Annotated in this window: 25 protein-coding genes; 6 read left to right on the forward strand and 19 right to left on the reverse strand. The window is 59.8% G+C overall.

Going from position 1 to position 21,805, the window contains the following annotated elements; genetic code table 11:
* From arnC to arnF, 6 genes are read left to right on the forward strand one after another with little or no spacing between them, the layout of a single operon-like run.
* Complete coding sequence (gene arnC, locus BV390_RS20290) at positions 1 to 984, forward strand: undecaprenyl-phosphate 4-deoxy-4-formamido-L-arabinose transferase (protein ID WP_032696942.1); 984 nt, start codon at positions 1 to 3, stop codon at positions 982 to 984.
* Positions 981 to 2,966, forward strand: coding sequence for a bifunctional UDP-4-amino-4-deoxy-L-arabinose formyltransferase/UDP-glucuronic acid oxidase ArnA (gene arnA / locus BV390_RS20295; protein ID WP_085397270.1), 1,986 nt, complete (start codon positions 981 to 983; stop codon positions 2,964 to 2,966). The genes arnC and arnA overlap by 4 nt, the downstream gene beginning before the upstream one ends.
* Positions 2,963 to 3,865, forward strand: coding sequence for a 4-deoxy-4-formamido-L-arabinose-phosphoundecaprenol deformylase (arnD, locus tag BV390_RS20300; RefSeq protein ID WP_085397271.1), 903 nt, complete (start codon positions 2,963 to 2,965; stop codon positions 3,863 to 3,865). Before arnA ends, arnD begins: the two co-directional genes overlap by 4 nt.
* Positions 3,862 to 5,517: a lipid IV(A) 4-amino-4-deoxy-L-arabinosyltransferase gene (gene arnT / locus BV390_RS20305; RefSeq protein WP_064385360.1), complete on the forward strand. Its 1,656-nt coding sequence runs from the start codon at positions 3,862 to 3,864 to the stop codon at positions 5,515 to 5,517. Before arnD ends, arnT begins: the two co-directional genes overlap by 4 nt.
* Entirely contained in the window at positions 5,514 to 5,852 is a 339-nt protein-coding gene (gene arnE / locus BV390_RS20310; RefSeq protein WP_004868642.1) for a 4-amino-4-deoxy-L-arabinose-phosphoundecaprenol flippase subunit ArnE, read from the forward strand. Before arnT ends, arnE begins: the two co-directional genes overlap by 4 nt.
* Positions 5,852 to 6,235 carry a 4-amino-4-deoxy-L-arabinose-phosphoundecaprenol flippase subunit ArnF gene (gene arnF / locus BV390_RS20315; RefSeq protein WP_032690386.1) on the forward strand — a complete coding sequence of 128 codons (384 nt, stop codon included), beginning with the start codon at positions 5,852 to 5,854 and terminating at the stop codon, positions 6,233 to 6,235. Before arnE ends, arnF begins: the two co-directional genes overlap by 1 nt.
* A gap of 1 nt (position 6,236) precedes the next feature.
* Here the strand turns inward: arnF and acpT are convergent, their stop codons facing one another.
* From acpT to BV390_RS30790, 19 genes are all read right to left on the reverse strand, one after another.
* Positions 6,237 to 6,806, reverse strand: a complete 570-nt coding sequence (gene acpT, locus BV390_RS20320) for a 4'-phosphopantetheinyl transferase AcpT (protein ID WP_085397272.1) — start codon at positions 6,804 to 6,806, stop codon at positions 6,237 to 6,239.
* 1 nt (position 6,807) lies between these two features.
* On the reverse strand, positions 6,808 to 8,037 hold the full coding sequence (locus tag BV390_RS20325; protein ID WP_032690388.1) for a beta-ketoacyl-ACP synthase: 1,230 nt from the start codon (positions 8,035 to 8,037) through the stop codon (positions 6,808 to 6,810).
* Positions 8,034 to 8,765: a 3-ketoacyl-ACP reductase FabG2 gene (locus BV390_RS20330; protein ID WP_032690389.1), complete on the reverse strand. Its 732-nt coding sequence runs from the start codon at positions 8,763 to 8,765 to the stop codon at positions 8,034 to 8,036. Before BV390_RS20330 ends, BV390_RS20325 begins: the two co-directional genes overlap by 4 nt.
* Positions 8,762 to 9,238 carry a hotdog family protein gene (locus tag BV390_RS20335; RefSeq protein WP_032690390.1) on the reverse strand — a complete coding sequence of 159 codons (477 nt, stop codon included), beginning with the start codon at positions 9,236 to 9,238 and terminating at the stop codon, positions 8,762 to 8,764. Before BV390_RS20335 ends, BV390_RS20330 begins: the two co-directional genes overlap by 4 nt.
* The gene (locus BV390_RS20340; protein WP_032690391.1) at positions 9,235 to 10,404 is read right to left on the reverse strand and encodes a beta-ketoacyl-[acyl-carrier-protein] synthase family protein; all 1,170 of its coding nucleotides are present in this window, start codon (positions 10,402 to 10,404) and stop codon (positions 9,235 to 9,237) included. Before BV390_RS20340 ends, BV390_RS20335 begins: the two co-directional genes overlap by 4 nt.
* Position 10,405: 1 nt before the next feature.
* On the reverse strand, positions 10,406 to 10,990 hold the full coding sequence (locus BV390_RS20345) for a DUF3261 domain-containing protein (protein ID WP_085397273.1): 585 nt from the start codon (positions 10,988 to 10,990) through the stop codon (positions 10,406 to 10,408).
* Positions 10,987 to 13,311, reverse strand: a complete 2,325-nt coding sequence (locus BV390_RS20350; protein WP_085397274.1) for an MMPL family transporter — start codon at positions 13,309 to 13,311, stop codon at positions 10,987 to 10,989. The genes BV390_RS20345 and BV390_RS20350 overlap by 4 nt, the downstream gene beginning before the upstream one ends.
* Positions 13,280 to 13,885: a LolA family protein gene (locus BV390_RS20355; protein ID WP_032690394.1), complete on the reverse strand. Its 606-nt coding sequence runs from the start codon at positions 13,883 to 13,885 to the stop codon at positions 13,280 to 13,282. The genes BV390_RS20350 and BV390_RS20355 overlap by 32 nt, the downstream gene beginning before the upstream one ends.
* Positions 13,882 to 14,304: an acyl-CoA thioesterase gene (locus BV390_RS20360; RefSeq protein ID WP_004868610.1), complete on the reverse strand. Its 423-nt coding sequence runs from the start codon at positions 14,302 to 14,304 to the stop codon at positions 13,882 to 13,884. Before BV390_RS20360 ends, BV390_RS20355 begins: the two co-directional genes overlap by 4 nt.
* A gap of 3 nt (positions 14,305 to 14,307) precedes the next feature.
* Positions 14,308 to 15,999, reverse strand: coding sequence for a glycosyltransferase family 2 protein (locus BV390_RS20365; RefSeq protein WP_085397275.1), 1,692 nt, complete (start codon positions 15,997 to 15,999; stop codon positions 14,308 to 14,310).
* Complete coding sequence (locus BV390_RS20370) at positions 15,990 to 16,343, reverse strand: ApeI family dehydratase (RefSeq protein ID WP_064794010.1); 354 nt, start codon at positions 16,341 to 16,343, stop codon at positions 15,990 to 15,992. Before BV390_RS20370 ends, BV390_RS20365 begins: the two co-directional genes overlap by 10 nt.
* Positions 16,330 to 17,688 carry a class I adenylate-forming enzyme family protein gene (locus tag BV390_RS20375; RefSeq protein ID WP_064385367.1) on the reverse strand — a complete coding sequence of 453 codons (1,359 nt, stop codon included), beginning with the start codon at positions 17,686 to 17,688 and terminating at the stop codon, positions 16,330 to 16,332. The genes BV390_RS20370 and BV390_RS20375 overlap by 14 nt, the downstream gene beginning before the upstream one ends.
* The gene (locus BV390_RS20380) at positions 17,685 to 18,266 is read right to left on the reverse strand and encodes a COG4648 family protein (RefSeq protein WP_085397276.1); all 582 of its coding nucleotides are present in this window, start codon (positions 18,264 to 18,266) and stop codon (positions 17,685 to 17,687) included. The genes BV390_RS20375 and BV390_RS20380 overlap by 4 nt, the downstream gene beginning before the upstream one ends.
* 5 nt (positions 18,267 to 18,271) lie before the next feature.
* Positions 18,272 to 18,523, reverse strand: a complete 252-nt coding sequence (locus tag BV390_RS20385; RefSeq protein WP_004868599.1) for an acyl carrier protein — start codon at positions 18,521 to 18,523, stop codon at positions 18,272 to 18,274.
* A 10-nt stretch (positions 18,524 to 18,533) separates the two neighbouring features.
* The gene (locus tag BV390_RS20390) at positions 18,534 to 18,791 is read right to left on the reverse strand and encodes a phosphopantetheine-binding protein (protein ID WP_004868598.1); all 258 of its coding nucleotides are present in this window, start codon (positions 18,789 to 18,791) and stop codon (positions 18,534 to 18,536) included.
* Positions 18,772 to 19,587 carry a lysophospholipid acyltransferase family protein gene (locus tag BV390_RS20395; protein ID WP_032690399.1) on the reverse strand — a complete coding sequence of 272 codons (816 nt, stop codon included), beginning with the start codon at positions 19,585 to 19,587 and terminating at the stop codon, positions 18,772 to 18,774. Before BV390_RS20395 ends, BV390_RS20390 begins: the two co-directional genes overlap by 20 nt.
* Entirely contained in the window at positions 19,584 to 20,306 is a 723-nt protein-coding gene (locus BV390_RS20400; RefSeq protein ID WP_032696927.1) for a beta-ketoacyl synthase chain length factor, read from the reverse strand. The genes BV390_RS20395 and BV390_RS20400 overlap by 4 nt, the downstream gene beginning before the upstream one ends.
* Before the next feature lie 491 nt (positions 20,307 to 20,797).
* Complete coding sequence (locus BV390_RS20405) at positions 20,798 to 21,187, reverse strand: hypothetical protein (RefSeq protein WP_032690401.1); 390 nt, start codon at positions 21,185 to 21,187, stop codon at positions 20,798 to 20,800.
* Between the two features lie 17 nt (positions 21,188 to 21,204).
* Positions 21,205 to 21,540, reverse strand: a complete 336-nt coding sequence (locus BV390_RS30790) for a hypothetical protein (protein ID WP_127624801.1) — start codon at positions 21,538 to 21,540, stop codon at positions 21,205 to 21,207.
* Positions 21,541 to 21,805 lie beyond the last annotated feature (265 nt).

Genomic DNA, 21,805 nt, shown 5'->3' on the forward strand with positions numbered 1-21,805 from the left:
ATGTTTACTTACCCACCCGTGAAAAAAGTCTCGGTCGTTATTCCGGTTTATAACGAACAGGAGAGCCTGCCCGAGCTGATTCGCCGTACGGATGCCGCCTGCGCGACGCTGGATCGCCAGTATGAGATTCTGCTGGTCGACGATGGCAGCAGCGATGAGTCTGCCCGTATGTTGACCGAGGCGGCAGAAGCCGAGGGCAGCCATGTGGTCGCGGTGTTGCTTAACCGCAACTATGGCCAGCACTCGGCCATTATGGCGGGCTTCAGCCATGTCACCGGCGATCTGATTATTACCCTTGATGCCGACCTGCAAAACCCGCCGGAAGAGATCCCGCGCCTGGTGGCGAAGGCGGACGAAGGTTACGACGTGGTCGGTACCGTTCGGCAGAACCGCCAGGATACCTTCTTCCGCAAAAGCGCGTCGAAGATGATCAACCGCCTGATTCAACGTACCACCGGTAAAGCGATGGGGGACTACGGCTGCATGCTGCGCGCCTATCGTCGCCACATTATTGACGCGATGCTCAATTGCCATGAGCGCAGTACGTTTATCCCGATTCTGGCAAATACCTTTGCCCGCCGGGCGGTCGAAATCCCGGTGATGCACGCGGAACGTGAATTTGGCGATTCCAAATACAGCTTTATGCGCCTGATTAATCTGATGTACGACCTGGTGACCTGTTTGACCACCACGCCGCTGCGTCTGCTTAGCGTCTTTGGCAGCGTGATTGCCCTGCTGGGCTTCGCTTTCGCCTTCCTGCTGGTGTTCCTGCGACTGGTATTTGGCCCGCAGTGGGCGGCGGAAGGGGTGTTCATGCTGTTTGCCGTACTGTTCATGTTCATCGGAGCGCAGTTTGTCGGCATGGGGCTGCTCGGGGAGTATATCGGACGCATCTATAACGATGTCCGCGCCCGTCCCCGCTACTTTATTCAACGTGTTGTTCGTCAGCCGGAAACGGCGTCTCAAGAGGAAGATCGTTCATGAAAGCTGTAGTCTTCGCTTATCACGATATGGGTTGTGCTGGCATTCAGTCTCTGCTGGATTCCGGGTATGAAATCGCCGCTATTTTCACCCATCCGGATAACCCTGGCGAAAACCATTTCTTTGGCTCGGTTGCGCGTATTGCTGCTGAACAAGGTATCCCGGTGTGGGCACCAGAAGATGTTAACCACCCGCTGTGGATTGAACGCATCCGCGACATGAAGCCGGACGTACTGTTCTCTTTCTACTATCGCAACATGCTGGGCGACGATATCCTCAGCCTTGCGCCAAAAGGCGGCTTCAACCTGCACGGTTCTCTGCTGCCGCAATATCGCGGCCGCGCGCCGTTGAACTGGGTGCTGGTTAACGGTGAAACGGAAACCGGCGTGACCCTGCATCGCATGGTCAGCCGTGCGGATGCCGGCGATATCGTGACGCAGCAGACGGTGGCTATCGGTGCTGATGATGTCGCGCTGAGCCTGCATCGCAAGCTGTGCGCCGCGGCGTCAGAGCTGCTAAACCAGGCTCTGCCGGCGATTCGTGAAGATAAAATCCAGGCTCGTGCCCAGGATGAAAGCCAGGCCACTTACGTTGGGCGCCGCACGCCGGAAGATGGCCGTCTCGATTGGGACAAACCTGCGCTGACGCTGCATAACCTGGTCCGCGCGGTTTCCGATCCGTGGCCGGGGGCGTTTGGCTATGTGGGCGCGAATAAATTTATCGTCTGGAAATCCCGCGTGCGTCAGGACCTGGCAGCGGCGAAGCCTGGAACGGTGATGTCGACCTCTCCGCTGGTGGTCGCTTGTCAGGATGGCGCGCTGGAGATCGTAACCGGTCAAACCGAGCGCGGCGTTTACATGCAGGGTACGCAGCTGGCGCAGGCGCTGGGGCTGGTATCCGGTGCGGTACTGAGCAGCAAACCGGTTGTGGCGATGAAACGTCGTACCCGCGTGCTGATCCTTGGCGTGAACGGTTTTATCGGCAACCACCTGACCGAGCGCCTGCTCGCCGACGACAACTATGAAATCTATGGCCTGGATATCGGGTCGGACGCGATCAGTCGTTTCCTCGGCAACCCGCGCTTCCACTTCGTTGAAGGCGATATCAGCATTCACTCCGAGTGGATCGAATACCACATTAAGAAATGCGACGTGGTACTGCCGCTGGTGGCCATCGCGACGCCAATCGAATATACCCGCAACCCGCTGCGCGTGTTCGAGCTGGACTTCGAAGAGAACCTGAAGATTATCCGCGACTGCGTGAAATACGATAAGCGCATTATCTTCCCGTCGACCTCCGAAGTGTACGGCATGTGCACCGACAAAAACTTCGATGAAGACACCTCAAACCTGGTGGTCGGCCCGATCAACAAACAGCGCTGGATTTACTCGGTATCGAAGCAACTGCTCGACCGCGTTATCTGGGCCTATGGCGACAAGTCCGGTCTGCGCTTCACCCTGTTCCGCCCGTTTAACTGGATGGGACCACGTCTGGATAACCTGAACGCCGCGCGTATCGGCAGCTCTCGTGCGATTACTCAGCTGATCCTGAACCTGGTTGAAGGTTCGCCGATCAAGCTGATCGAAGGCGGTAAACAAAAACGCTGCTTCACCGATATTAGCGACGGTATCGAAGCGCTGTTCCGCATTATTGAGAACAAAGACGGCCGCTGCGACGGGCAGATTATCAACATCGGTAACCCGGAAAACGAAGCCAGCATCAAAGAGCTGGCGGAGATGCTGCTGGCGTGCTTCGAGCGTCATCCGCTGCGCAATAACTTCCCGCCGTTCGCTGGTTTCCGCGACGTCGAGAGCAGCGATTACTACGGTAAAGGCTATCAGGATGTGGAGCATCGTAAGCCGAGCATTCGTAACGCGAAGCGCTGCCTGAACTGGACGCCGACGGTTCCGATGGAAGAAACCGTGGAGCATACGCTCGACTTCTTCCTGCGCACGGTTGAGCTGGTGGACGATAAGACATCATGAAACAGGTCGGCTTACGCATAGATGTCGATACCTTTCGCGGTACCCGGGACGGGGTACCGCGCCTGTTGAGCCTGCTGGGCCAGCGCGGGGTTCAGGCAAGCTTCTTCTTCAGCGTTGGGCCGGACAATATGGGGCGCCATTTATGGCGCCTGATAAAACCGAAGTTTCTGTGGAAGATGCTGCGTTCAAACGCCGCTTCGCTGTACGGCTGGGATATTTTGCTGGCCGGCACCGCCTGGCCTGGGCGACGGATTGGCGCGGGTAATGAAGAGGTTATCCGTGCGACGGCGCAGACGCATGAAGTGGGTCTGCATGCCTGGGATCATTACAGCTGGCAGGCATGGAGCGGCGTCTGGCCACAGGAGCGGCTGGCGCTGGAGGTCGAACGTGGCCTGCTCGAGCTGGAGCGGATCATCGGCCGTTCGGTCACCTGTTCCGCCGTGGCGGGCTGGCGCGCGGATCAGCGGGTGATTAAAGCCAAAGAGTCCTTCAATTTCCTCTACAACAGCGACTGCCGGGGCTCGCGTCCCTTCCTGCCGTTGCTGGGCGACAAGGTGACAGGTACGGTGCAGATCCCCGTTACGCTGCCTACCTGGGATGAAGTGGTCGGCAGTAGCGTCGATGCCGGGGGCTTCAATCGCTATCTTCTGGATTGTATTCATCAGGATAGCGGTACGCCGGTCTACACCATTCATGCTGAAGTGGAAGGAATTGCCTTTGCCCGGCAGTTTGATGAACTGCTGACGATGGCCGCACAGGAAGAAATCCAGTTTTGCCCGCTGAGCCAACTGCTGCCCGCAGATTTTAGCGAGCTGCCGTTGGGTAAAGTGGTTCGCGGTGAATTGGCTGGCCGGGAAGGCTGGCTTGGGCGTGAACAATTATTGAGTCAGGACGTATGAAAAGCATTCGTTATAGCGTCTCTTTAGTGGTGTTATTTGCGCTGTATTATCTACTTCCGTTGAATTTCCGCCTGCTCTGGCAGCCTGATGAAACGCGCTATGCGGAGATCAGCCGCGAGATGCTGGCGTCCGGTGACTGGGTGGTGCCGCATTTTCTCGGGCTGCGCTATTTTGAAAAACCGATTGCCGGATACTGGATTAACAGCATCGGGCAGTGGTTGTTTGGTCACAATAACTTTGCCGTACGCTTTGGCTCGGTATTCTCCATTAGCGTCACCGCGCTGCTGATTGCGTGGTTGGCATGGCGAATCTGGCAGGACAAACGGGTGGCGATTCTGTCCGCCGTGATCTTCCTGACCGCTCTGCTGGTCTACGCTATTGGCACCTATGCGGTGCTGGACCCGATGATCACCCTGTGGATGGCGCTGGCGATGTGCAGTTTCTGGGGCGCCGCTCAGGCGCAGACCCGAAACGGTAAACTCATCGGCTACGCGCTGCTGGGGGTGGCCTGTGGAATGGGGGTGATGACCAAAGGCTTCCTGGCGCTGGCGGTGCCGGTTGTCGGGGTCCTGCCGTGGGTGATTGCCCAGAAACGCTGGCGTGAAGTGCTGACCTACGGCTGGCTGGCGGTGGGCGTCTGTATCCTGACGGTGCTGCCCTGGGGCCTGGCCATCGCTAAACGCGAACCGGACTTCTGGCGCTATTTCTTCTGGGTGGAGCATATTCAACGCTTTGCTGAAAAAGATGCCCAGCACAAGGCGCCGTTCTGGTATTACATCCCGTTCCTGCTCGCCGGAAGCCTGCCGTGGCTGGCGCTGCTGCCCGGGGCGCTGAAGCGCGGCTGGAGCGAGCGCGATGACGTGCGCGGCGCGCTGTATCTGCTTGGCTGGGTGGCGATGCCGTTCCTGTTTTTCAGCATCGCCAAAGGGAAACTACCGACCTACATTCTGCCGTGCTTCGGGCCGCTATCGATTCTGATGGCACGCTATGCGCTGGATGCGGCGAAGGCGGGAGCGAAAGCGCTGCGCATTAACGGCCTCATCAACCTTGTCTTTGGTCTGGTTGGCCTGGTTGCCGTGCTGGTGGTGTCGCCGTGGGGCGTGATGCATAAACCGGTCTGGACGCAGATCGAGCTGTATAAATGTCTGCTGGCGGCGATTGCGTTTGCCGTCTGGGCGCTGATGGGCTGGCTGGCGATGAAAGATAACGGTCGTCGCTGGACATTAGCCGCCTGCTGTCCCCTGGGGCTGGCGCTGCTGATTGGCTTTGCTATTCCTGACCGGGTGATTGATAGTAAGCAGCCGCAGTTCATGGTCGATATTATTGGTGAATCACTGGCGCCAAGCCGCTATGTGCTGAGCAACAACGTTGGCATTGCCGCGGGTCTGGCGTGGGAACTCAAGCGCAACGATATCATCATGTATGACAAGCAGGGCGAACTGAAGTACGGTTTAGACTGGCCGGATGCGAAGAATGGCTTTGTGAGCCAGAGTGAGTTTGCCAGCTGGCTGGCAGCGCATCGCCAGGAAGGACCGGTATCGCTGGTGCTGTTGATGGATAAAGGAGAAAACATGGCCGATTTACCGCTACCGAAACCTGACAGCAGCTATGTGTTAGAGCGGGTTGTGTTCCTCCAGTATCTGCCGCAATGAGTACCTGGATCTGCCTGGCGCTGGCGAGCCTGTTAAGCTGCGCCGGGCAGCTGTGCCAGAAACAGGCGACGCGCCCGTCTAAATCACGGCGGCGCGGTCGACATATTCTCGGCTGGCTGGGCCTTGCGCTCCTGGCGCTCGGCGGCGGTATGCTGCTGTGGCTGAGCGTGCTGCAATCCATTCCGGTGAGTGTGGCCTATCCCATGCTGAGCCTCAATTTTGTCTGGGTGACGTTAGCGGCCTGGGGGATCTGGCGCGAGCCGGTAGCCCGGCGGCATTGGGTCGGCGTAGGGCTGATTGTGGTTGGCATCGTGGTGCTCGGGAGTAGCGTCTGATGGGGTTAATCTGGGCGTTATTCAGCGTCGGGCTGGTCAGCGCCGCACAGCTTCTACTGCGCGGGGCGATGGTTGAGCTGCCGCCGCTGAGTGACCTGTTCGCGTTTCTCAATCATCTTCTACACCTGCGTGCCGGAACTATCGGCCTGGGTCTGGGGCTGAGCGGCTACCTGCTGTCGATGGTCTGCTGGTACTTTGCGCTGCACCAGCTGCCGCTGGCTAAAGCCTACGCGCTGCTCAGCCTTAGCTACATTCTGGTCTGGGCCGCCGCCATCTGGTTGCCCGGCTGGCATGAGCCTTTCCACTGGCGTTCCCTGCTGGGGGTGCTGATTATCATCGCCGGCGTGCTGACAATCTTCTGGCCGGCGAAGCGTAAAGCCTGAGTCAGCGAATCCTGTCGGCCCTCAACGCAAACGGCGTTGGCGTGCAGACCGCCAGACTCAGATCGGCAAGCTGAATCTGACTGACCGGGAGCGTCGCGCCGCGCGTGCTGTCGACGCTGGCAATCTGCCAGGCGCTGCCGCCGCGCTGCTTAACCATCGCTTCTTTGCGCGTCCAGATACGCCAGAAGGCGTCGAGCTGCCGTTCCGGATGCTCCGCTTCGACCTCCGCATGCTCCCCGAGACTGAATACGGCGTTAGCCAGCCTGCGCCAGTTCGGTCGAGGGCGTATCACTTCGATATCGCAGCCGACCTCGCCTTCATCGCTGAGCAGCAGGGCGATATCATCGCCGCTGTGGCTGAGGTTAAACCACAGCCCCGTCTCGCCGGAGAACCCCGGTTTACCGTGTTCAGCGTAAATAATCTCAGGCAGCGGCGACACCGCCTGCGCCAACAGGACCCGACCCGCCAGCCAGCTTGCGCGCCGACTGCCCTGCGGCGCCTGAGCCGCGAGGCTCTGCGGCAGAGGCCGGGTGCTTAACGTCGAGATTTTTCCCAGAAAAAGTCGATACATATCAGGGCCAGCGCTGAATAATGATTGACGTATTGATCCCACCGAAGGCGAAGTTATTACTCTGAATAAATTCGCAGTCGATCCGCCGGCTCTCGCCCATAATGTAATCCAGCTCGCCGCACTGTGGGTCCGGACGGCGCAGGTTGAGCGTAGGGGCAAACCAACCCTCCCGCATCATGTGCAGGCTCATCCAGGCTTCCAGCGCCCCGCAGGCGCCCAGGGTATGGCCAAAATAGCTTTTTAGCGAAGAGATCGGAACGCGGTCGCCAAACACGGCCGCGCTGGCCTGGCTCTCGGCAATATCACCGCGATCGGTCGCCGTGCCGTGCGCCGAAATATAGCCAATATCCTCGGCGCTTAAACCGGCCATCCTGAGCGATTGCTCCATGCAGATTTGCATGGTTTCCCGCTGCGGCTGGGTAATATGCGCCGCGTCGCAGTTGGTGGCGAAGCCGATGATTTCACCGTAAATCGTCGCCCCTCGGGCTTTGGCATGCTCCAGCTCTTCCAGTACAAAGGTGCCGGCGCCTTCGCCAATCACCAGTCCGTCACGGGCTTCATCGAACGGCGACGGTGTGGTTTTCGGCTCATCGTTACGCTGGCTGGTCGCGAACAACGTATCGAAAATAGCGGCTTCCGACGGACACAACTCTTCAGCGCCGCCGGCCACCATGATGGTCTGATAGCCGTGACGAATCGCCTCCCAGGCATAGCCAATCGCCTGGCTGCCGGAGGTGCAGGCGCTGGAGGTGGGAATGACCCGCCCGCGCAGGCCGAAGAACAGGCCGGTGTTCACTGCGGTTGTGTGCGGCATCATCTGGACGTAGGTGGTGCCGGTGATGTTATTGGTATGCTTTTCCGTCAGCATGGTGGCGAATTCGCTGACCGGACCGGTGCTGCCGGTAGAGGAACCGTAGGCAATACCGGTTTCGCCATTGGTGAGAACCGCCTCGCCAATCAGTCCGGCCTGTTCCAGCGCCAGTTCGCTGGCGCGGGTGGACATCAGCGAGACGCGGCCCATGGCGCGAATACGCTTGCGCGTATAGTGCTCTGGCAGGGTGAAATCGTCGACAGGCGCGCCGAGTAGCGTATGCAGACCATCATAGATTTGCCACTCCGGCATTGTGCGCACGGCGTTCTCGTAGGCCTGTAGTCTGGCGGATACCGCCTGCCAGCTTTCACCGAAGGCGGTGACGCCGCCCATGCCGGTAATGACGACGCGACGAGTCATAGCATACCTCCATTGATGGAAATCACCTGACGCGTCACATAGCCCGCAATATCCGACATCAAATAGCTGGCGAGTCCGGCGACTTCTTCGGCCTGACCCATGCGTTTCATCGGAACGATCGACATCGCCTCTTTGAGGGCGGTCTCTTCCATGGCGATCATCCCGGTATCAATCAGCCCAGGGGCAATGCAGTTGACGGTGATCTTGCGTTTTGCCAGCTCAATGGCCAGCGCTTTGGTCGCGCCGATAATGCCCGCTTTGGCGGCACTGTAGTTAACCTGCCCGCGATTGCCCATGACTCCTGACACCGAAGAGAGCGTGATAATCCGTCCGCCCTGACGGGCGCCGATCATCGGCATGATGCACGGCTGAATGACGTTATAAAAACTGTCGAGATTGGTGTGGATCACCGCATCCCAGTCGTTGTCGCTGAGCGCCGGGAAGGCGCCATCCCGGGTAATGCCGGCATTGCTCACCACGCCGTACCACGGCCCATGAGTCGCGATCTCCTGCTCCAGCACCTCGCGGCACTGTTCACGGTTGGCGACATCAAAACTCAATGTCCGGCCTGCTCCCCCGGCGGCGCGGAGGCTCTTCAGCGTCTCCTGCGCGCCCTCTGCGTCACGATGGTAATGGACGCCGACAATAAAGCCATCGGCCGCCAGCTGGCAGGCGATGGCACGCCCGATACCCTTGCTGGCACCGGTCACTAATACGGAACGACTCATGGTTTCTCTCCCTGATTAAAAAGCGTCGTTAACTCTTCCTGGGTGGGCTGGAAGGTGTTGATGCGGCCCGTTGCCAGCGTGTCATTCCCGCAGCAGATGGTGCATTCGAAGCTACCGAAACGTTCATCCTGCATTAATAAGCTGACTGCGATGGTCAACGTATGCCCGGCAGGCAGAACCCCGGCGGCGCATACCAGTTCTCTGGCTCCCAGCACCATACCGAGGGCGATGTTGTCCAGGTTTTTCTGCTGACGATGCCAGCCGGACCAGACGCCAATGGTCTGCGCCATCAGCTCCAGCGCAAACCAGCCCGGCAGATCGCCGTTGGCATCAAGAAACGGCGTCAGTACGCCCCCGGAGGCGACGGTCACGCGGCAGGCGGCCGTTTCCTCGGTCACCTCCAGCACCTCTTCGAGCAGCAGCATCGGGGCATCGTGCGGCAGATAGGCGCCGGGCGCCAGGTAATGGCTCATGAAACTCTCCCGAGCAAAATGCTGGCGTTGTTGCCGCCAAAGGCAAATGAGTTGGACAAAATCACCGGGCGTTCAAGAGGCTGCGCCGTGGCGATAATACCGCACTCCGCCAGCGCCGGGTCGCGCGGCGAGAGGCTGAAATCCTGGGCCGGCAGTGGCAAATGACGCTGCAAAATCAGCATCCCGATTGCCGCTTCGGTGATCCCGGCGGCGCCGAGAGTATGTCCGGTGAGGTGTTTGGTTGAGCTGCACGGCACGGTGTCGCCGAACAGCTGCTGCACGACCTGCGACTCCACCCGATCGTTAAGCGGCGTGGCGGTGCCGTGCAGGTTGATGTAGCCCACCGCCCCGGCGGTGATGCCGGCATCGTCAAGCGCCTGGGTAATGGCGCGGATGGCGCCTTCGCCCTGTGGATGCGGGGCCGAAATATGGTGCGCATCGCTTGATTCGCCGACGCCCAGCAGTGCGATAGGCTGCGGCTCGCGCGTCAACAGCATCAGCGCCGCCCCTTCACCGATGGTAATCCCGCAGCGGTCGCGGGCAAAAGGCTGGCATCGCGTCACCGAGAGGGACTCCAGGCTATGAAAACCGTTCACCGGCATCCGGCTCAGCGTATCGGCGCCGCCGACAATCGCGACGTCGGCGAGGTCGGCTTCAATCAGCCGTCGCCCGCTGATCATGGCCCTGGCGCTGGAGGAGCAGGCGGTGGAGAGGGTGAACGCCGGGCCGTCCAGCGCCAGCCAGTGGCTCAGAAAACGCGAAGGATCGCCCAGCTCCTGCTGCGGATATTGCCAGCCAGCGCTGGCCCCGCCGTTAAGCGTGGCCGCCACGTGAATATCACCTTCGTCGAGGCCGGAGGTGCTGGTGCCAAGCACCACCGCGACTCTGTCGCTGCCGAAGCGCGCGATGGCTTCATCGACCTGGGGACGAATCTGGGTCAGCGCCGCCAGCAGCAGCTGGTTATTGCGCGAACGGTGGGCCGCAAAATCATCGGCAATGGCAGGCAGGACGGCATCCACGCCGCCGAGTACCGCTGCGGGCTGTCCCTCTAGCCAGCCCGCACGCGGGCGCATGCCGGGGGCAACACCGCGCGTCAGATTCGCGGCGATTTCATCGCAGTTGTCGCCCAGCGCATTGATCATGCCGACAGCAGAAATGTAGATCATCTCAGTCACCCAGATATTGAATGGTGATGTGGTATTTAAAGGCCCGCTGCTCAATGCTGATCGGCTCGCGCTTACCATCCCGGTTCAGGTAGACGATCGCCGTCACCAGCTGGCCGCTGGCGTTGCGTAGCTCGCGGCGGTCGCCGGTGTCGGTCAGGGTCCAGCCGCCCGGCAGCTGCGGTTGCCAGGCGGCGACAGGCCAGTGGCTGAGCATCACATCGGCCAGCACCTGACTTGCCGGCGGCAGCTGCGGGGCCACGATAGACTGCTCGGTGTGCAGCCCCTTTTCATCATAGGTCACAAGAAACAGGCGGATCCCCATCGATGAGAGACCGGCGAGCGTGACTTTTTGCTCATCCGCGTTGAGCATCACCAGCAGCGACTGAGTCTGGCCGTGAAAACGCCCGGTAAGCAGCTGCTGGGCATTCAGCGGCGGGGTGATGCCCGGCGCCGGTAACGTCACGCGGGTTCCCGGCTCCAGCCATGCCTGCGGTCGCCCTTGCATGGGGCTCGACGAGTGGCTGCACCCGGCGAGGATGAAGGTGGCGGCCAGCGCCGCGGCGCACCGGAGTCTGTGTTTAATCATCGTCTTTTTTTCTCTTTTTTACCGGGCATCGCCAGCGGGGAGAGCAGGAAAGCGGTGAAAATACCGCTGACCAGCACAATGCCAAAACTGCTGATGGCCTGGGTGGCGCTGAAGACCAGCATGCCGAGGGTCAACAGGGTGGTCATCATGGCGAGGATGATCGCCAGCAGTGACGTCAGCGGCGTTCCGCGCGGGTTGCTGAAAAACAGGGTGTAGTTGATACCAATCCCCAGCACCAGCACCAGCGCCAGCAGTGAAAACAGATTCACCGGGTGGCCGCTGAAGGCGAGGGCCGCCAGCCCGCAGCCTAATGACAGCACGGAGGGCAGCAGGCCGATCGACCCTTTGCGCCAGCCGAGACGCAATATGGCGCCACAGGCGATGACCGCCAGCGCAACCACCAGCAGCCCCGTCAAAATATGGCGATAGAGAGTAAACAGTTCGTCAAAGGCACTTTTTCTGTCTACCCACGCGACGCCGGGCTGTTTTTCACTCAGGGCCCGTAGCGCCGCACTTGTTTTCACGCCGTCAACCGGAACCAGCACCCCGCTTTCGCCCCCTGGCAGCGTCAGCCACAGCAGGCGCCAGCCTTCGCTGGCCGGGCTGGCAAGCCAGTCATCGACCGTGACCGGCATGGCGGAAAGATCGGCATCGACCGTTTTGAGCCCGGCGTTTTGCAGCGCGGCGGTGACCGCCGGGGCTGCCGCGTTGAGCAGGGCCAGATCCTGGCGTTGACGGGCCAGCGAATTGAGCGGAAGCGTGCGATAACCGCTGAGCATCCCCTGACGTTGCGCCTGGGCAAGGGCAGGAGTAAAGGCCTCCAGCCGCTCCAGCGTCTGCTGCGGCGTCGCACCGTAGACCACGAACCATTTCTGATCCACGCTCTGGCCGGTCAGGGCGACGATCGTTTTTTCTTCGGCCAGAAGATGCTGCGGCAGCGCCTGGAGCTGTGAAATATCGTCATCGACCCGCAGGGTGGCGATACCGGCCAGCGATAAGAGCGCCAGCGTCAGCGGCAGGCCAATATACAGTTTTTTGTTGCGTCGCCATGCCGCCAGCCAGCGAAGCATAAGCCCCATTGCCGGCACCGGGCGAACCGGCAGACCGCGGGACAGCAGCGGATGCCAGAAAATCACCGTCAGGCAGGAGGCGCTCAGTCCGACGGCGGCGAACACCGACATCTGACGAATACCGGGGAAGGGGGCGAGCATCATGATGAGATAGGCCACCACGGCCGTCAGCAGCGCCAGCAGCAACGTGCGGCGGACTTTGGCAAGGCTTTGCCACGGCGTGGCATCATGCCCGTGGACCATACGTTCCGTGAGATAGTACAGCGTATAGTCGGCGGAGATACCGATAATGCTCATGCTCATCACCAGCGTCATCAGATGCAGTTCGCCAAACAGCAGCAGCGTGACGACGGTGCCCGCCAGCCCGCCAATGCCAACGGAAATCACGCACAGCAGCAGCGGACGAAGCGAACGGAAAGTCGCAACGATAAGCAGGATCACGCCAAGCAGCGTGGCGATGCCGAGGGTGGAGATATCCTGCTTCGCCTGCTGGCTGGCGTAGTCGCTGTAAAACACCGTCCCGCGGGCGAGCACCTGTGCCTGCGGGTAGCGCGCTTTTAATTGCTCTTCCAGCTCCGCGAGGGTCGTCACGACGCGGTGCGTCTGCTGCATATCGAATGAGGATCCGGCCAACTCGCCGTGGATCAGATACCAGTCGTTTCCCTGCTTATCCTGGGTTACCAGCCAGCCATCTTTGAGCTGCAAACGCTGGCCGTTTTGCGCCATCGCCAGCTGCGCGCCGCGCATCAGCATCAGCGGATCGTTTTGCAGCTCTTTGCCGCTGACGCCGGAGAAGGCGGAGTAGAGCTGGGAGAGGACCCACTGCGCCTGCGCCGCGCCGCCGTTTTGCAGGCGGGCGCGGGTAGCATCATCGATAAGCCCGTTGCGGTGCTGCCAGAAAAATGTTCCCCAGGCCTGCTGGCTGGCGGCATCCATCGGGCCTTTCACCTCTGCGAGAGCGTGCGATTGCTGAAGGAGAGTGAGCCATTCGCCTGCCGCCTGAGGACCGGCCTGCTTGCCGGGGCTCACCAGCCAGACTATCTGCCGGTCCAGCCGCTGCATAAAGCCATCGTTCAGGGCCGGGGGAATCGCGCCAAGGGTCTGCTTCGGCAACATCGCCAGCACGCTGCTGTTGACCCGCGATTGCGGCAGCAGCGTCAGCAGAACGCCCAGCATCAGCAGGCAGGCGCAGCCCCACAGCAGCGCGATGCTCCGGCGGTTACGGTGCAGCAAATCGTTGTCGTTCGTCATCGGTCAGTTGCGCGGGCGTCAGTTGATGTTGAGAGAGGACGATATCGGTACGATCGCCTTGTTTATCATTGAGTTGAATATTTTCCAGGTAGCGCTGGCCAGCCAGGTCGATGGTGGCGAAGATTTTATCCAGCGGTGTGGTTTTCGGCGTCAGGCGCAGGGTCCATCGCCCTTCGCCGGTATCGGCAAACTCAACGCGGAAGTTCTGCTCCAGCACCTGACGGTCGGCCTGAAACAGCGCGCGCAGCAGATGGTTGAACTGGAACATCTGCGGGTTGTTCTCGGCGGTGATCGTCTGCGGCGGCTGGCCGCCGATCGCCTGTACCATCCGTTTATCATCCAGCAGGAGCTGCATCGGGAACGGTGCGGTCTGATCCCACAGCAGCCCCTGGTCGCGGGCGATCAGCATCTGGCCCTGGGATCGCAGCGGCTGCGGCAGATCCTTAATGGTACGGGTTTGATCGAAGTGGGCGCGGATCACCGGCTGTTCGGTAAAGCGCTGCTGCAGATCGTCAAGCGTCAGGGCGCTGACCAACGGGCTAATCAGCAGCGCCAGCAGGGGCCACCATCTCATGGCTTCACCCCCATGCGCTCAAACAGGATATCCGGGCTGACGAAGCTCATCTCACGGCTCTTCTCCTCCACGGCGACCTGGATGGTATAGCCGGTGGTGGTGCGTTTTCCGCTGTCGGCGGCAAAAATCTCATAGCCGATGCGCAGCCGGTTTTCGTACTCTTCTATCCGGGCACGCACGCGAAAACGTTGTTCAAAGGTCAGCACGTCGCGGTATTTCACCCGGGTATCCACCACTGGCCAGAGATAGCCGGATTCTTTCATCTGGCGGTAGCCATAGTTGAACTGATTAAGCAGCGCCTCGCGGGCAATCTCAAAGTAGCGAAAGTAGTTGCCATGCCACACCACGCCCATCATATCGACGTCGTGAAACGGTACGGTCAGCTCTACCTCGGCAGTAAAACGGGGATCGTTCAGCACCCTTTACTCCTTCTCTTTGGCATCCGGCAGCTGCCAGAAATCGAAAAAATTGAACCAGTCCAGCGGCGACTGCAGCGCGTAGTGCTCAAGGCGCTTTGCATAGCGGTCAATGGCATGCTGTAACGCCGCCTGGCGTTCTGCGCGAGGCAGCGTCAGCGGGTCGGCGAAGGGTTCGCAATGGATATGCAGTTTGCCCTGCTGGCGCAGCGCGAAAATCAGCTGCACCGGACAGCGCAGGATCGACGCCAGAATGAACGGCCCCTGCGGAAAAGGCGCGGGCTGCCCCATGAATTTGCTCCAGCAGACGCGCCATTCGCCGCCGCGCTGGGGCGTCACGGCGATGCGGTCGCCGACGATAGCCACCCATTCGTTACGCTCCAGCTTCTCTTTGAGCAGCATCGCGGTCTCCGGGCCGATATCGGTCACCGGCATCAGGTTGATCCCGGCCTGCGGCGCCATCTCCTCCATGATCTGTTTAAAGCGGCGGGCGTTATCGCTAAACACCAGCGCGTTAATGACCTGACCGCCCTGCAATTGCGCCAGCGCCCGGCAGGCCTCGACATCGCCGAGATGGGAGGCCAGTAAGAGCTTGCCGCCTGGCGTGGTGTTGCTGAGCGCGTCTTCCGCTCCGGGGGCGAAAACCACATCGCGTCCGAAGCGTAATTCGCCGCGCCAGCCGGCGATTTTGTCGAGCATCGCCTCGCCAAAGCGCAGAAAATGGCAATAGCTGTTGAGGTGCGCGGGCAGCGGTTGCTGACGGGCGCTAAGCTGCACGCGCACGCGGGAGAGCCAGTTTTGCGAGGCCTGACGGGCGCGGTGCGCGGTCAGCCAGTAGACGGCCACCACCGGGTAGAGCAGCCACGAAAACGCCCTACGCCCCAGCAGCCGCCAGACCAGCAGCATCAGACGCATTCCCCACAGCCCTTTGAGCTCCTGCTGCTGCGCCCAGTGGCTTGCCCGACGGCGAAACAGCAGGGAAGGGATACGCGGCAGCATGCCGAGGAACAGGCGAGTGTGCATCCAGGAGATGCGACAGTTATCCTTTAGCGCATCAAAATGAGACAGCCCGTCCACGGGGTAGGTCACGCGGGTCGCCACAAAATGGCTGTCATTGCCCTGCCAGTAGAGACGCACCATGACCTCGGTATCGAAATCCATTCGTTTACCCAGCGCCACGCGCTGCGCCAGCTGTAGCGTCGGCGCAATCGGGTAGACGCGAAAGCCGCACATGCTGTCTTTCAGCTGGAACGAGAGCGTTTCTATCCACACCCAGATGTGGGTAATCCAGCGGCCATAGAGGCGCGATCGGGGAATGGTGTCGTCGTAAACGGGCCGCCCGGAGATCAGCGCGGCCGGGTGCGCTTGCGCGCGAGCCAGCAGCTGCGGAATATCCTCAATGGCGTGCTGCCCGTCGGCATCCACCTGCACGGCGTGGCTGAAACCCGCCGCGGCTGCGGCCTGTAGGCCGCGGATCACCGCCGCGCCTTTGCCGGCATTTTCCGTCAGGCGAATCAGCGTCAACCCGGGCTCCTGCGCCGCCAGTTGTTCCAGCACCCGGCGCGTCGGCGCGTCGCTGCCATCGTCGACCACGATGCACGGCAGATTGCAGGACCGTAAACGGGCCAGCACCTGGGGCATCATCGCGCCGTGGTTGTAGCAAGGGATCACCACACAGGGCGCGAAGGTTACTGACATAGACGGATTTTCCCGCTGCTGGCGGTATGCCGCGCTTCGCCATCGTGGCGCTGATAGTTGAAAGTGAGTATCTGGCGCGCTTCCTGCCAGTGCAGGGTGAGCGTGACGGTCGCATCCGGCAGCAGCGGCGCCTGGAATTTGACGTTCTGAATGCTGTGGAACCGCCAGCCTGGCGCCAGCAGCGTGGTGGCGTAATGCATTACCCAGTCCAGCTGGGCAACGCCGGGCAGCAGCGGCTGTACGGCAAAATGGCCGCTAAACCAGAAAAGGCCAGGATCGAGGTACAAGACAATCTCAACCTGTTGCGGATGCGCCTGATTCCCTTTAATTTCATGGGGTTTCATGAAATAACTCCTGTAATTGCGCATACACGCGCTTATTCATGCTGTTCACCGGGATCTCATCGATACTGCGCCAGTAGCGGGGAATGGCGACCGGCTCAAGCGTTGGCCGAAGCGCTCGCCGCCACGCCTGCTCAAGGGGTTTGCTGGCGGACAGCCACTGCTGACGGGTATGGTCATTGAGCACCAGCAGGACACCGATGGCCTGTCGGCCACCGCGGCTGACGGGTAAAGCCACCGCGTCGCGAATCCCCTCCAGTTCCATCAGGCGCTGTTCAATTTCGCTGAGCGAAATCCGCTTTTCTTCAATTTTAACCACCCGTCCACGGCGCCCGGTCAGGCGAAAGTGTCCGTCGGCGGTGAGTTGCAGGGTATCGTCGAGTAACAGACCATCTCGCTCGGCAATCAGCGGCGAAAATACGCGAAACGCTTCGCCCTCAGGGAGAAGTTTGACCCCGGGGAAAGGCCGCCAGTTGCCATATTCCTGCTCGCGGCAACGCCAGGCAAGGATGCCGGTTTCGGTACTGCCGTAAATCTCATCCGGCCAGCATTTAAGCCAGTCGGCCGCTCCGGTCACCTGTTCCCAGGGCAGTACTCCGCCGGCAGAGAACAGGATTGCCACCGGCGGCGGGGTCAGCCGGGGGTCAAGGCGCTTCAAAAAGGCCGGGCTGCTGATAAACGCATAGCGATGCCGGGGATCCAGCGCGCTGAGCTGTTCGGCATAATTCAGCATGGCCGCATCTAGCGGCAGGCCGAGCGCCATGGGCAGGAAAATGCGAAAGGTCAGGCCGTAAAGATGCTGGGGCGCCACCGAAGCGACAATACGACAGCCGGCCAGCCGGTCGGCAAAGCGCGTGGCCAGCAGTTCAGCCTCGCGGTCGAGAACGGCCAGCGATTTGATAATTCGCTTCGGCTGCCCCGTCGAACCCGAAGTGAACAGCTCAATGGTGGCGTCATCAGCCAACTGGTGGAAGGTGACCGTCTGCGCGGGAGGGCGTCGGGAACGGCTGATGACCCATGTCGGGCCGCTCCAGCCAAGAGGCTTTTCACTGAGCACGCCATCGAACAGCGCGCGTTGCTCTTCCAGTTGAGAGAGGCGGCTATGCCCCGGGATCACCGGCGTTTTATGGGCATGCAGCGTGGCCAGCAGCGCGACCAGAAACAGATAGCTGTCGTCAAAACAGAGCGCCCAGCGTTGACCCTGGTGCTGCTGCAGCCGCTCCACGCAGTGCGCAACGTCATCGCGCAGATGGCCCAGGGTCCAGACCTGGTCGCCCCGCCAGGCCACGAGGGTGTCGGCCGAACGCGGGGTACTCAGCCAGCGGACCACAGAAAGAGGCGGCATCATGAGGATTCTCGCTTAATCACCCGACGGCGTACCAGCCACTCTCCGGCCATCAGCGCGCCAATCAGCAGATAGGCGATCATGCCGTTCCATGCGGTCCAGAGCGCCATATCACCGTACAGCGCCGTAAAGAGGGCGATACTGCCATTGACGATAAAAAACAGGCACCAGATCTGCGTGACCCGACGGGTATAGCGCACGGCGGCGGCGGGGAGGTGAGGCTCTTGTATGCGGGCCAGGCGTTCCACCAGCGGCATGGTTGTCCACAGCGAACCGCCGAACGCAGCCAGCATCACGGCGTTGACCACCACCGGGTAAAACAGCAGCAGCTGGTGCGTTTTCAACAGCGTGCTGGCCACGCACAGGACGATCCCCGCCAGCGCGACCACCTGGGTGACGATCCGCAGCGGACCCGCCTGACGCCGGGTCTGGCGCAGGCGTAAATACAGCAGCAGCACCATTAAAGGAAGCAGCCAGCGCAGGCTGTTATGCGCGAGGCCCAGCCAGATAACACAAGGCCAGGCCAGCAGGAGCAGGCTTGTCAGCAGCAGAATACCCTTGCGTGAAAGTGCCCCCGACATGCGGATCAGGCTTCCCGGGACAGGCGTTCGAGGGCATCAACCACATCCTGCACGGTGCGCACGGCTTTAAATTCTTCTGCTTTGATTTTCTTGCTGGTTTTCTTCTGCAGGTGGACGATCATATCGACCGCGTCGATACTATCCAGCTCCAGGTCTTCGTACAGCCGCGCTTCCGGTTTGATATCCTCAGGATCGATTTCAAACAGCTTAACCAGCAGTGCCGAGACGTCGGCATAAATATCATGTGATTCAGTCATGGGGCGAGCCTCAGGTACGTTGAGCGTCGATAAACGCGGCCAGGGTGGCAACGGAGAAGAAATGCTGGCGCATCTCGTCGCTTTCGGCGGAGAGCACCACGCCATAGCGGTTTTTTACCGCCAGCCCTAGCTCCAGGGCGTCGATGGAGTCCAGACCCAGGCCATCGCCAAAGAGTGCCGCATCGGTGTCAATGTCGTCAGCCGACAGTTCTTCCAGATTCAACGTAGTAATTATGAGATTTTTAATTTCAAGATAGAGCGCTTGCATCATTAATTCCTGAAGTAGGCGTAGTACCTGATTGTAATTGAAGCAAAAGATGCCGGTTTAGCTGCCGTGCCGCCAGCGATGGCGTCTGTGAGCTGGCATCGAAAAACTGGTTGATACGTATCCGATCCCGCACCTCAATCGTAAACAGAGGTTTGCTGGGCGGCGCATCGTACCATTTGCACTGCTTGCCAAGCATGTGTTCGCTGCAGCGGATTGTCACGACCCGTAAATCGCTGGCGCAGCGCACGGCAATATTGGCCGCACCGCGCTGCAACGTCATCTGCTCACCGGGGCGCGTCCGCGTGCCTTCGGGGAAAATCAAAATGGTATCACCCTGCTGAAGGCGGTTCAGGCTGGCGGGCAGCAGCGAATCCGCCTGGTCATTAAGCAGATAATCCGCCGCGCGAATCACGCCGCTGACGAACGGGTTCTTCAGCAAGCTGCTTTTTACCATGCAGTCGGTCTCCGGCATGATCGACGCCAGCATCACGTAGTCGATCAGGCTGGGATGGTTGGCCACCACCAGACATCCGCGCTCCTGGCGTAGAATGTCACCGCCTTCAATGCGGTAATCCAGCACGCCGACGGCTCTGACCACCGCCAAAAAGAGGCGGAAGCTGGCGGCAATGCTGCGCCGCGCCAGACGGCGGCGACGGGGTTTGTTCCTGATAACTATCAGCAGCAGGTTGAACCAGATGAGGGACAGCAGCAGTCCACCAAGACCGAACAAGGCGAAACAGACGCCGGTCATGGCTCCCCGCCAGACCCGGTTCAGACGTGCCAGCAGAGGGCTCATGTGCGACTCCATTGCCACTGCACGCGCTCGCCGGGCAGGGTAAAGGCCGGGCTGTCCTGCAAATAGTGTTGTAAAAATAACAGGCTTTGCGGCAGCGCGGTCTCTGCGGACGGTGCGCTGCGACGGGTGACGCAGCGCAATGCCGCCCCGGCTTCAATCACCAGCGCCAGCGCATAGGGCCAGGTTGGCATTTCTGGCGATAGCTGCGGATGGTAGAACTCGGGCAGGTAGCCGTCGAAATCCACCATTAATACCCGTTGATAGCCCGCCTGCAGCAGGCACATGACTTCGCATAGCCCTTGCTGGAAGGTATCCCGCCCGGCCGACAGAGAGGAGGAAACGATCGGCCGCTGTGCGGCAATGGTCAGATTCCCCACCGCCGAGTTATGGACGGACAGGGCAAAGTCGGTCGGGGAGATGGCCTGCTGCGTCGCCAGGGCATGGAGAATACGATAATTGCGTTCAAGTTCGCCGTGGCGGCTGGTGTACAGTATGGCGTCGATTTGATGACGGCGCAGCATTGCCAGCCCGCACTCAACGGCGAGTTTACTGCCGGAGCTAAGGCGTCTGGCGGTCATCATCGGTAATTCGGTTAATTTTGCCTGTGGGGCTGAGGGATCGAAGGCGTGCGGATGCCGTGACCATTGCTGCCACTGTGTCGCTTCGCTCATTCCCGGGGCTCTGCCCTGCCAGTCAACTATGTTTAGTGCAAATTTCATCAACGCGTATCCGCGATAAATCGGTGATCTTAGCGCCATTTTTTAACGGCACTTTTTATTTTTGTTGTGGCACGCGTATACAGTATGGCTAACGCCTTGACCAACGGCGCATTACCGGCCTGGATTGTTTACCGTTCCGCTTTTTGCCGACCGGATATCCGGCCTCAGGGTGAGTCTGAGGGCATATCGGCAAGCATATTCACCGCATGGCAATTTATGCGGCGAAGTCAGGGCGTATTTTCGATATTTTCCTATGCCAGCGCAATTTATTATGGCAACTATTCGCGCCTGAGAGAGATATTCTGTTATTCCATCAACAGGTCAGTGACCTGACTCTGACATTTCCGCCACATATTCTACCGGGTGGCAAACGAATACATAGGATAATGCCGAATCCTGTCGAGCATCAGAATAGTCTCTGATCCTGTGCCTCTTCAGAAGTCAGCATTTGCGCGCTGACTCCTGAATCAATGATGGGATGACGAGGACAATCACAGGCTTGAATCAGCGGCTAAATTTACCTGAATATCTTTATCCAGATTGTGGACCCAGCGGTTATAGTTTTTATGGATTTTCCCACCGGAGGCCAGCATATTGCTGCTGCTGACGTAGTGAATAGAATAACCGCTGGCGGAGTAATTAATACGGACCTCAACGACATGGTCGCGAGCCTGCTGACGCGCGGCGATCGCGCCAGGCGCGGTTTGCGACATGATCCACTGGCGCTGCACGCCGGCCCGCAGAATGGCCTGTTTCACCTGAGCCTCAGTATGACCGGCACTCACGGTGGTCTGGATTTGCTCAACCGGCGCGGTGCGCGCACAGCCGGCCAACGCGCCTGCAACCGCAATAGCGGCGAACCACTGCACATACTTTTTCATGAACACTCCCTGTCAAATTACCGGTAATACAATGAAATGGCTGACGTTAAAAATGAATGTCGGCCACCAGAAAGTTCCGGATAAATATCCGGTATGGATTTTCGTGTTGTCTTAATGATGCGACGGTTTTCATCATAAAGGATAGCGAGCGAGGCCACCAGCAGTAATGAGTGATAATGAATGGTTTTATGAGGTTGAATTTTAACGGCATAGCGGGAATTTCCGAAGCTTATACCAACGACATTATTATTCGCCAGACAGTTAATTCGCGGGGGATATTCAGGTATATCGCTGACGGTATTTAAATAAATATGCCTTAGACATCCGGTTGCGCATGTGTTGACCAGGCCCATTCACTCCGGCTATCGGGTTATCTGTGTTCCCGGGCGATCCTGGCTCCTCACCGATGCCGCCTTCGGCTATTTACATTCGTTCCTGACCAATGCGGCTCTCTTGCCGGCCGGTTCCGGCTAGCGACACAAACATTCCCCCATGGCGAAGCGAAAATGAACGCCAGTTGCCCTGTAGCAGTCCTTGCTGACAGAAGCTGTACCCGATGCTGAGGTTGATCGTGCGGCCCGTCGCGCGCGAATTTCTGCGCCGCGGGCTGCTTTTGAG

The organism is Klebsiella sp. YJ (assembly GCF_002108615.1).
In the GTDB taxonomy this organism is placed as follows: Bacteria; Pseudomonadota; Gammaproteobacteria; order Enterobacterales; family Enterobacteriaceae; genus Klebsiella; species Klebsiella planticola.

Coding starts and splice junctions, on each gene's coding strand:
- arnC (WP_032696942.1), top strand. CDS start 1: ATGTTTACTTACCCACCCGTGAAAAAAGTCTCGGTCGTTATTCCGGTT.
- arnA (WP_085397270.1), top strand. CDS start 981: ATGAAAGCTGTAGTCTTCGCTTATCACGATATGGGTTGTGCTGGCATT.
- arnD (WP_085397271.1), top strand. CDS start 2,963: ATGAAACAGGTCGGCTTACGCATAGATGTCGATACCTTTCGCGGTACC.
- arnT (WP_064385360.1), top strand. CDS start 3,862: ATGAAAAGCATTCGTTATAGCGTCTCTTTAGTGGTGTTATTTGCGCTG.
- arnE (WP_004868642.1), top strand. CDS start 5,514: ATGAGTACCTGGATCTGCCTGGCGCTGGCGAGCCTGTTAAGCTGCGCC.
- arnF (WP_032690386.1), top strand. CDS start 5,852: ATGGGGTTAATCTGGGCGTTATTCAGCGTCGGGCTGGTCAGCGCCGCA.
- acpT (WP_085397272.1), bottom strand. CDS start 6,806: ATGTATCGACTTTTTCTGGGAAAAATCTCGACGTTAAGCACCCGGCCT.
- BV390_RS20325 (WP_032690388.1), bottom strand. CDS start 8,037: ATGACTCGTCGCGTCGTCATTACCGGCATGGGCGGCGTCACCGCCTTC.
- BV390_RS20330 (WP_032690389.1), bottom strand. CDS start 8,765: ATGAGTCGTTCCGTATTAGTGACCGGTGCCAGCAAGGGTATCGGGCGT.
- BV390_RS20335 (WP_032690390.1), bottom strand. CDS start 9,238: ATGAGCCATTACCTGGCGCCCGGCGCCTATCTGCCGCACGATGCCCCG.
- BV390_RS20340 (WP_032690391.1), bottom strand. CDS start 10,404: ATGATCTACATTTCTGCTGTCGGCATGATCAATGCGCTGGGCGACAAC.
- BV390_RS20345 (WP_085397273.1), bottom strand. CDS start 10,990: ATGATTAAACACAGACTCCGGTGCGCCGCGGCGCTGGCCGCCACCTTC.
- BV390_RS20350 (WP_085397274.1), bottom strand. CDS start 13,311: ATGACGAACGACAACGATTTGCTGCACCGTAACCGCCGGAGCATCGCG.
- BV390_RS20355 (WP_032690394.1), bottom strand. CDS start 13,885: ATGAGATGGTGGCCCCTGCTGGCGCTGCTGATTAGCCCGTTGGTCAGC.
- BV390_RS20365 (WP_085397275.1), bottom strand. CDS start 15,999: ATGTCAGTAACCTTCGCGCCCTGTGTGGTGATCCCTTGCTACAACCAC.
- BV390_RS20370 (WP_064794010.1), bottom strand. CDS start 16,343: ATGAAACCCCATGAAATTAAAGGGAATCAGGCGCATCCGCAACAGGTT.
- BV390_RS20375 (WP_064385367.1), bottom strand. CDS start 17,688: ATGATGCCGCCTCTTTCTGTGGTCCGCTGGCTGAGTACCCCGCGTTCG.
- BV390_RS20380 (WP_085397276.1), bottom strand. CDS start 18,266: ATGTCGGGGGCACTTTCACGCAAGGGTATTCTGCTGCTGACAAGCCTG.
- BV390_RS20385 (WP_004868599.1), bottom strand. CDS start 18,523: ATGACTGAATCACATGATATTTATGCCGACGTCTCGGCACTGCTGGTT.
- BV390_RS20390 (WP_004868598.1), bottom strand. CDS start 18,791: ATGCAAGCGCTCTATCTTGAAATTAAAAATCTCATAATTACTACGTTG.
- BV390_RS20395 (WP_032690399.1), bottom strand. CDS start 19,587: ATGAGCCCTCTGCTGGCACGTCTGAACCGGGTCTGGCGGGGAGCCATG.
- BV390_RS20400 (WP_032696927.1), bottom strand. CDS start 20,306: ATGAAATTTGCACTAAACATAGTTGACTGGCAGGGCAGAGCCCCGGGA.
- BV390_RS20405 (WP_032690401.1), bottom strand. CDS start 21,187: ATGAAAAAGTATGTGCAGTGGTTCGCCGCTATTGCGGTTGCAGGCGCG.
- BV390_RS30790 (WP_127624801.1), bottom strand. CDS start 21,540: ATGGGCCTGGTCAACACATGCGCAACCGGATGTCTAAGGCATATTTAT.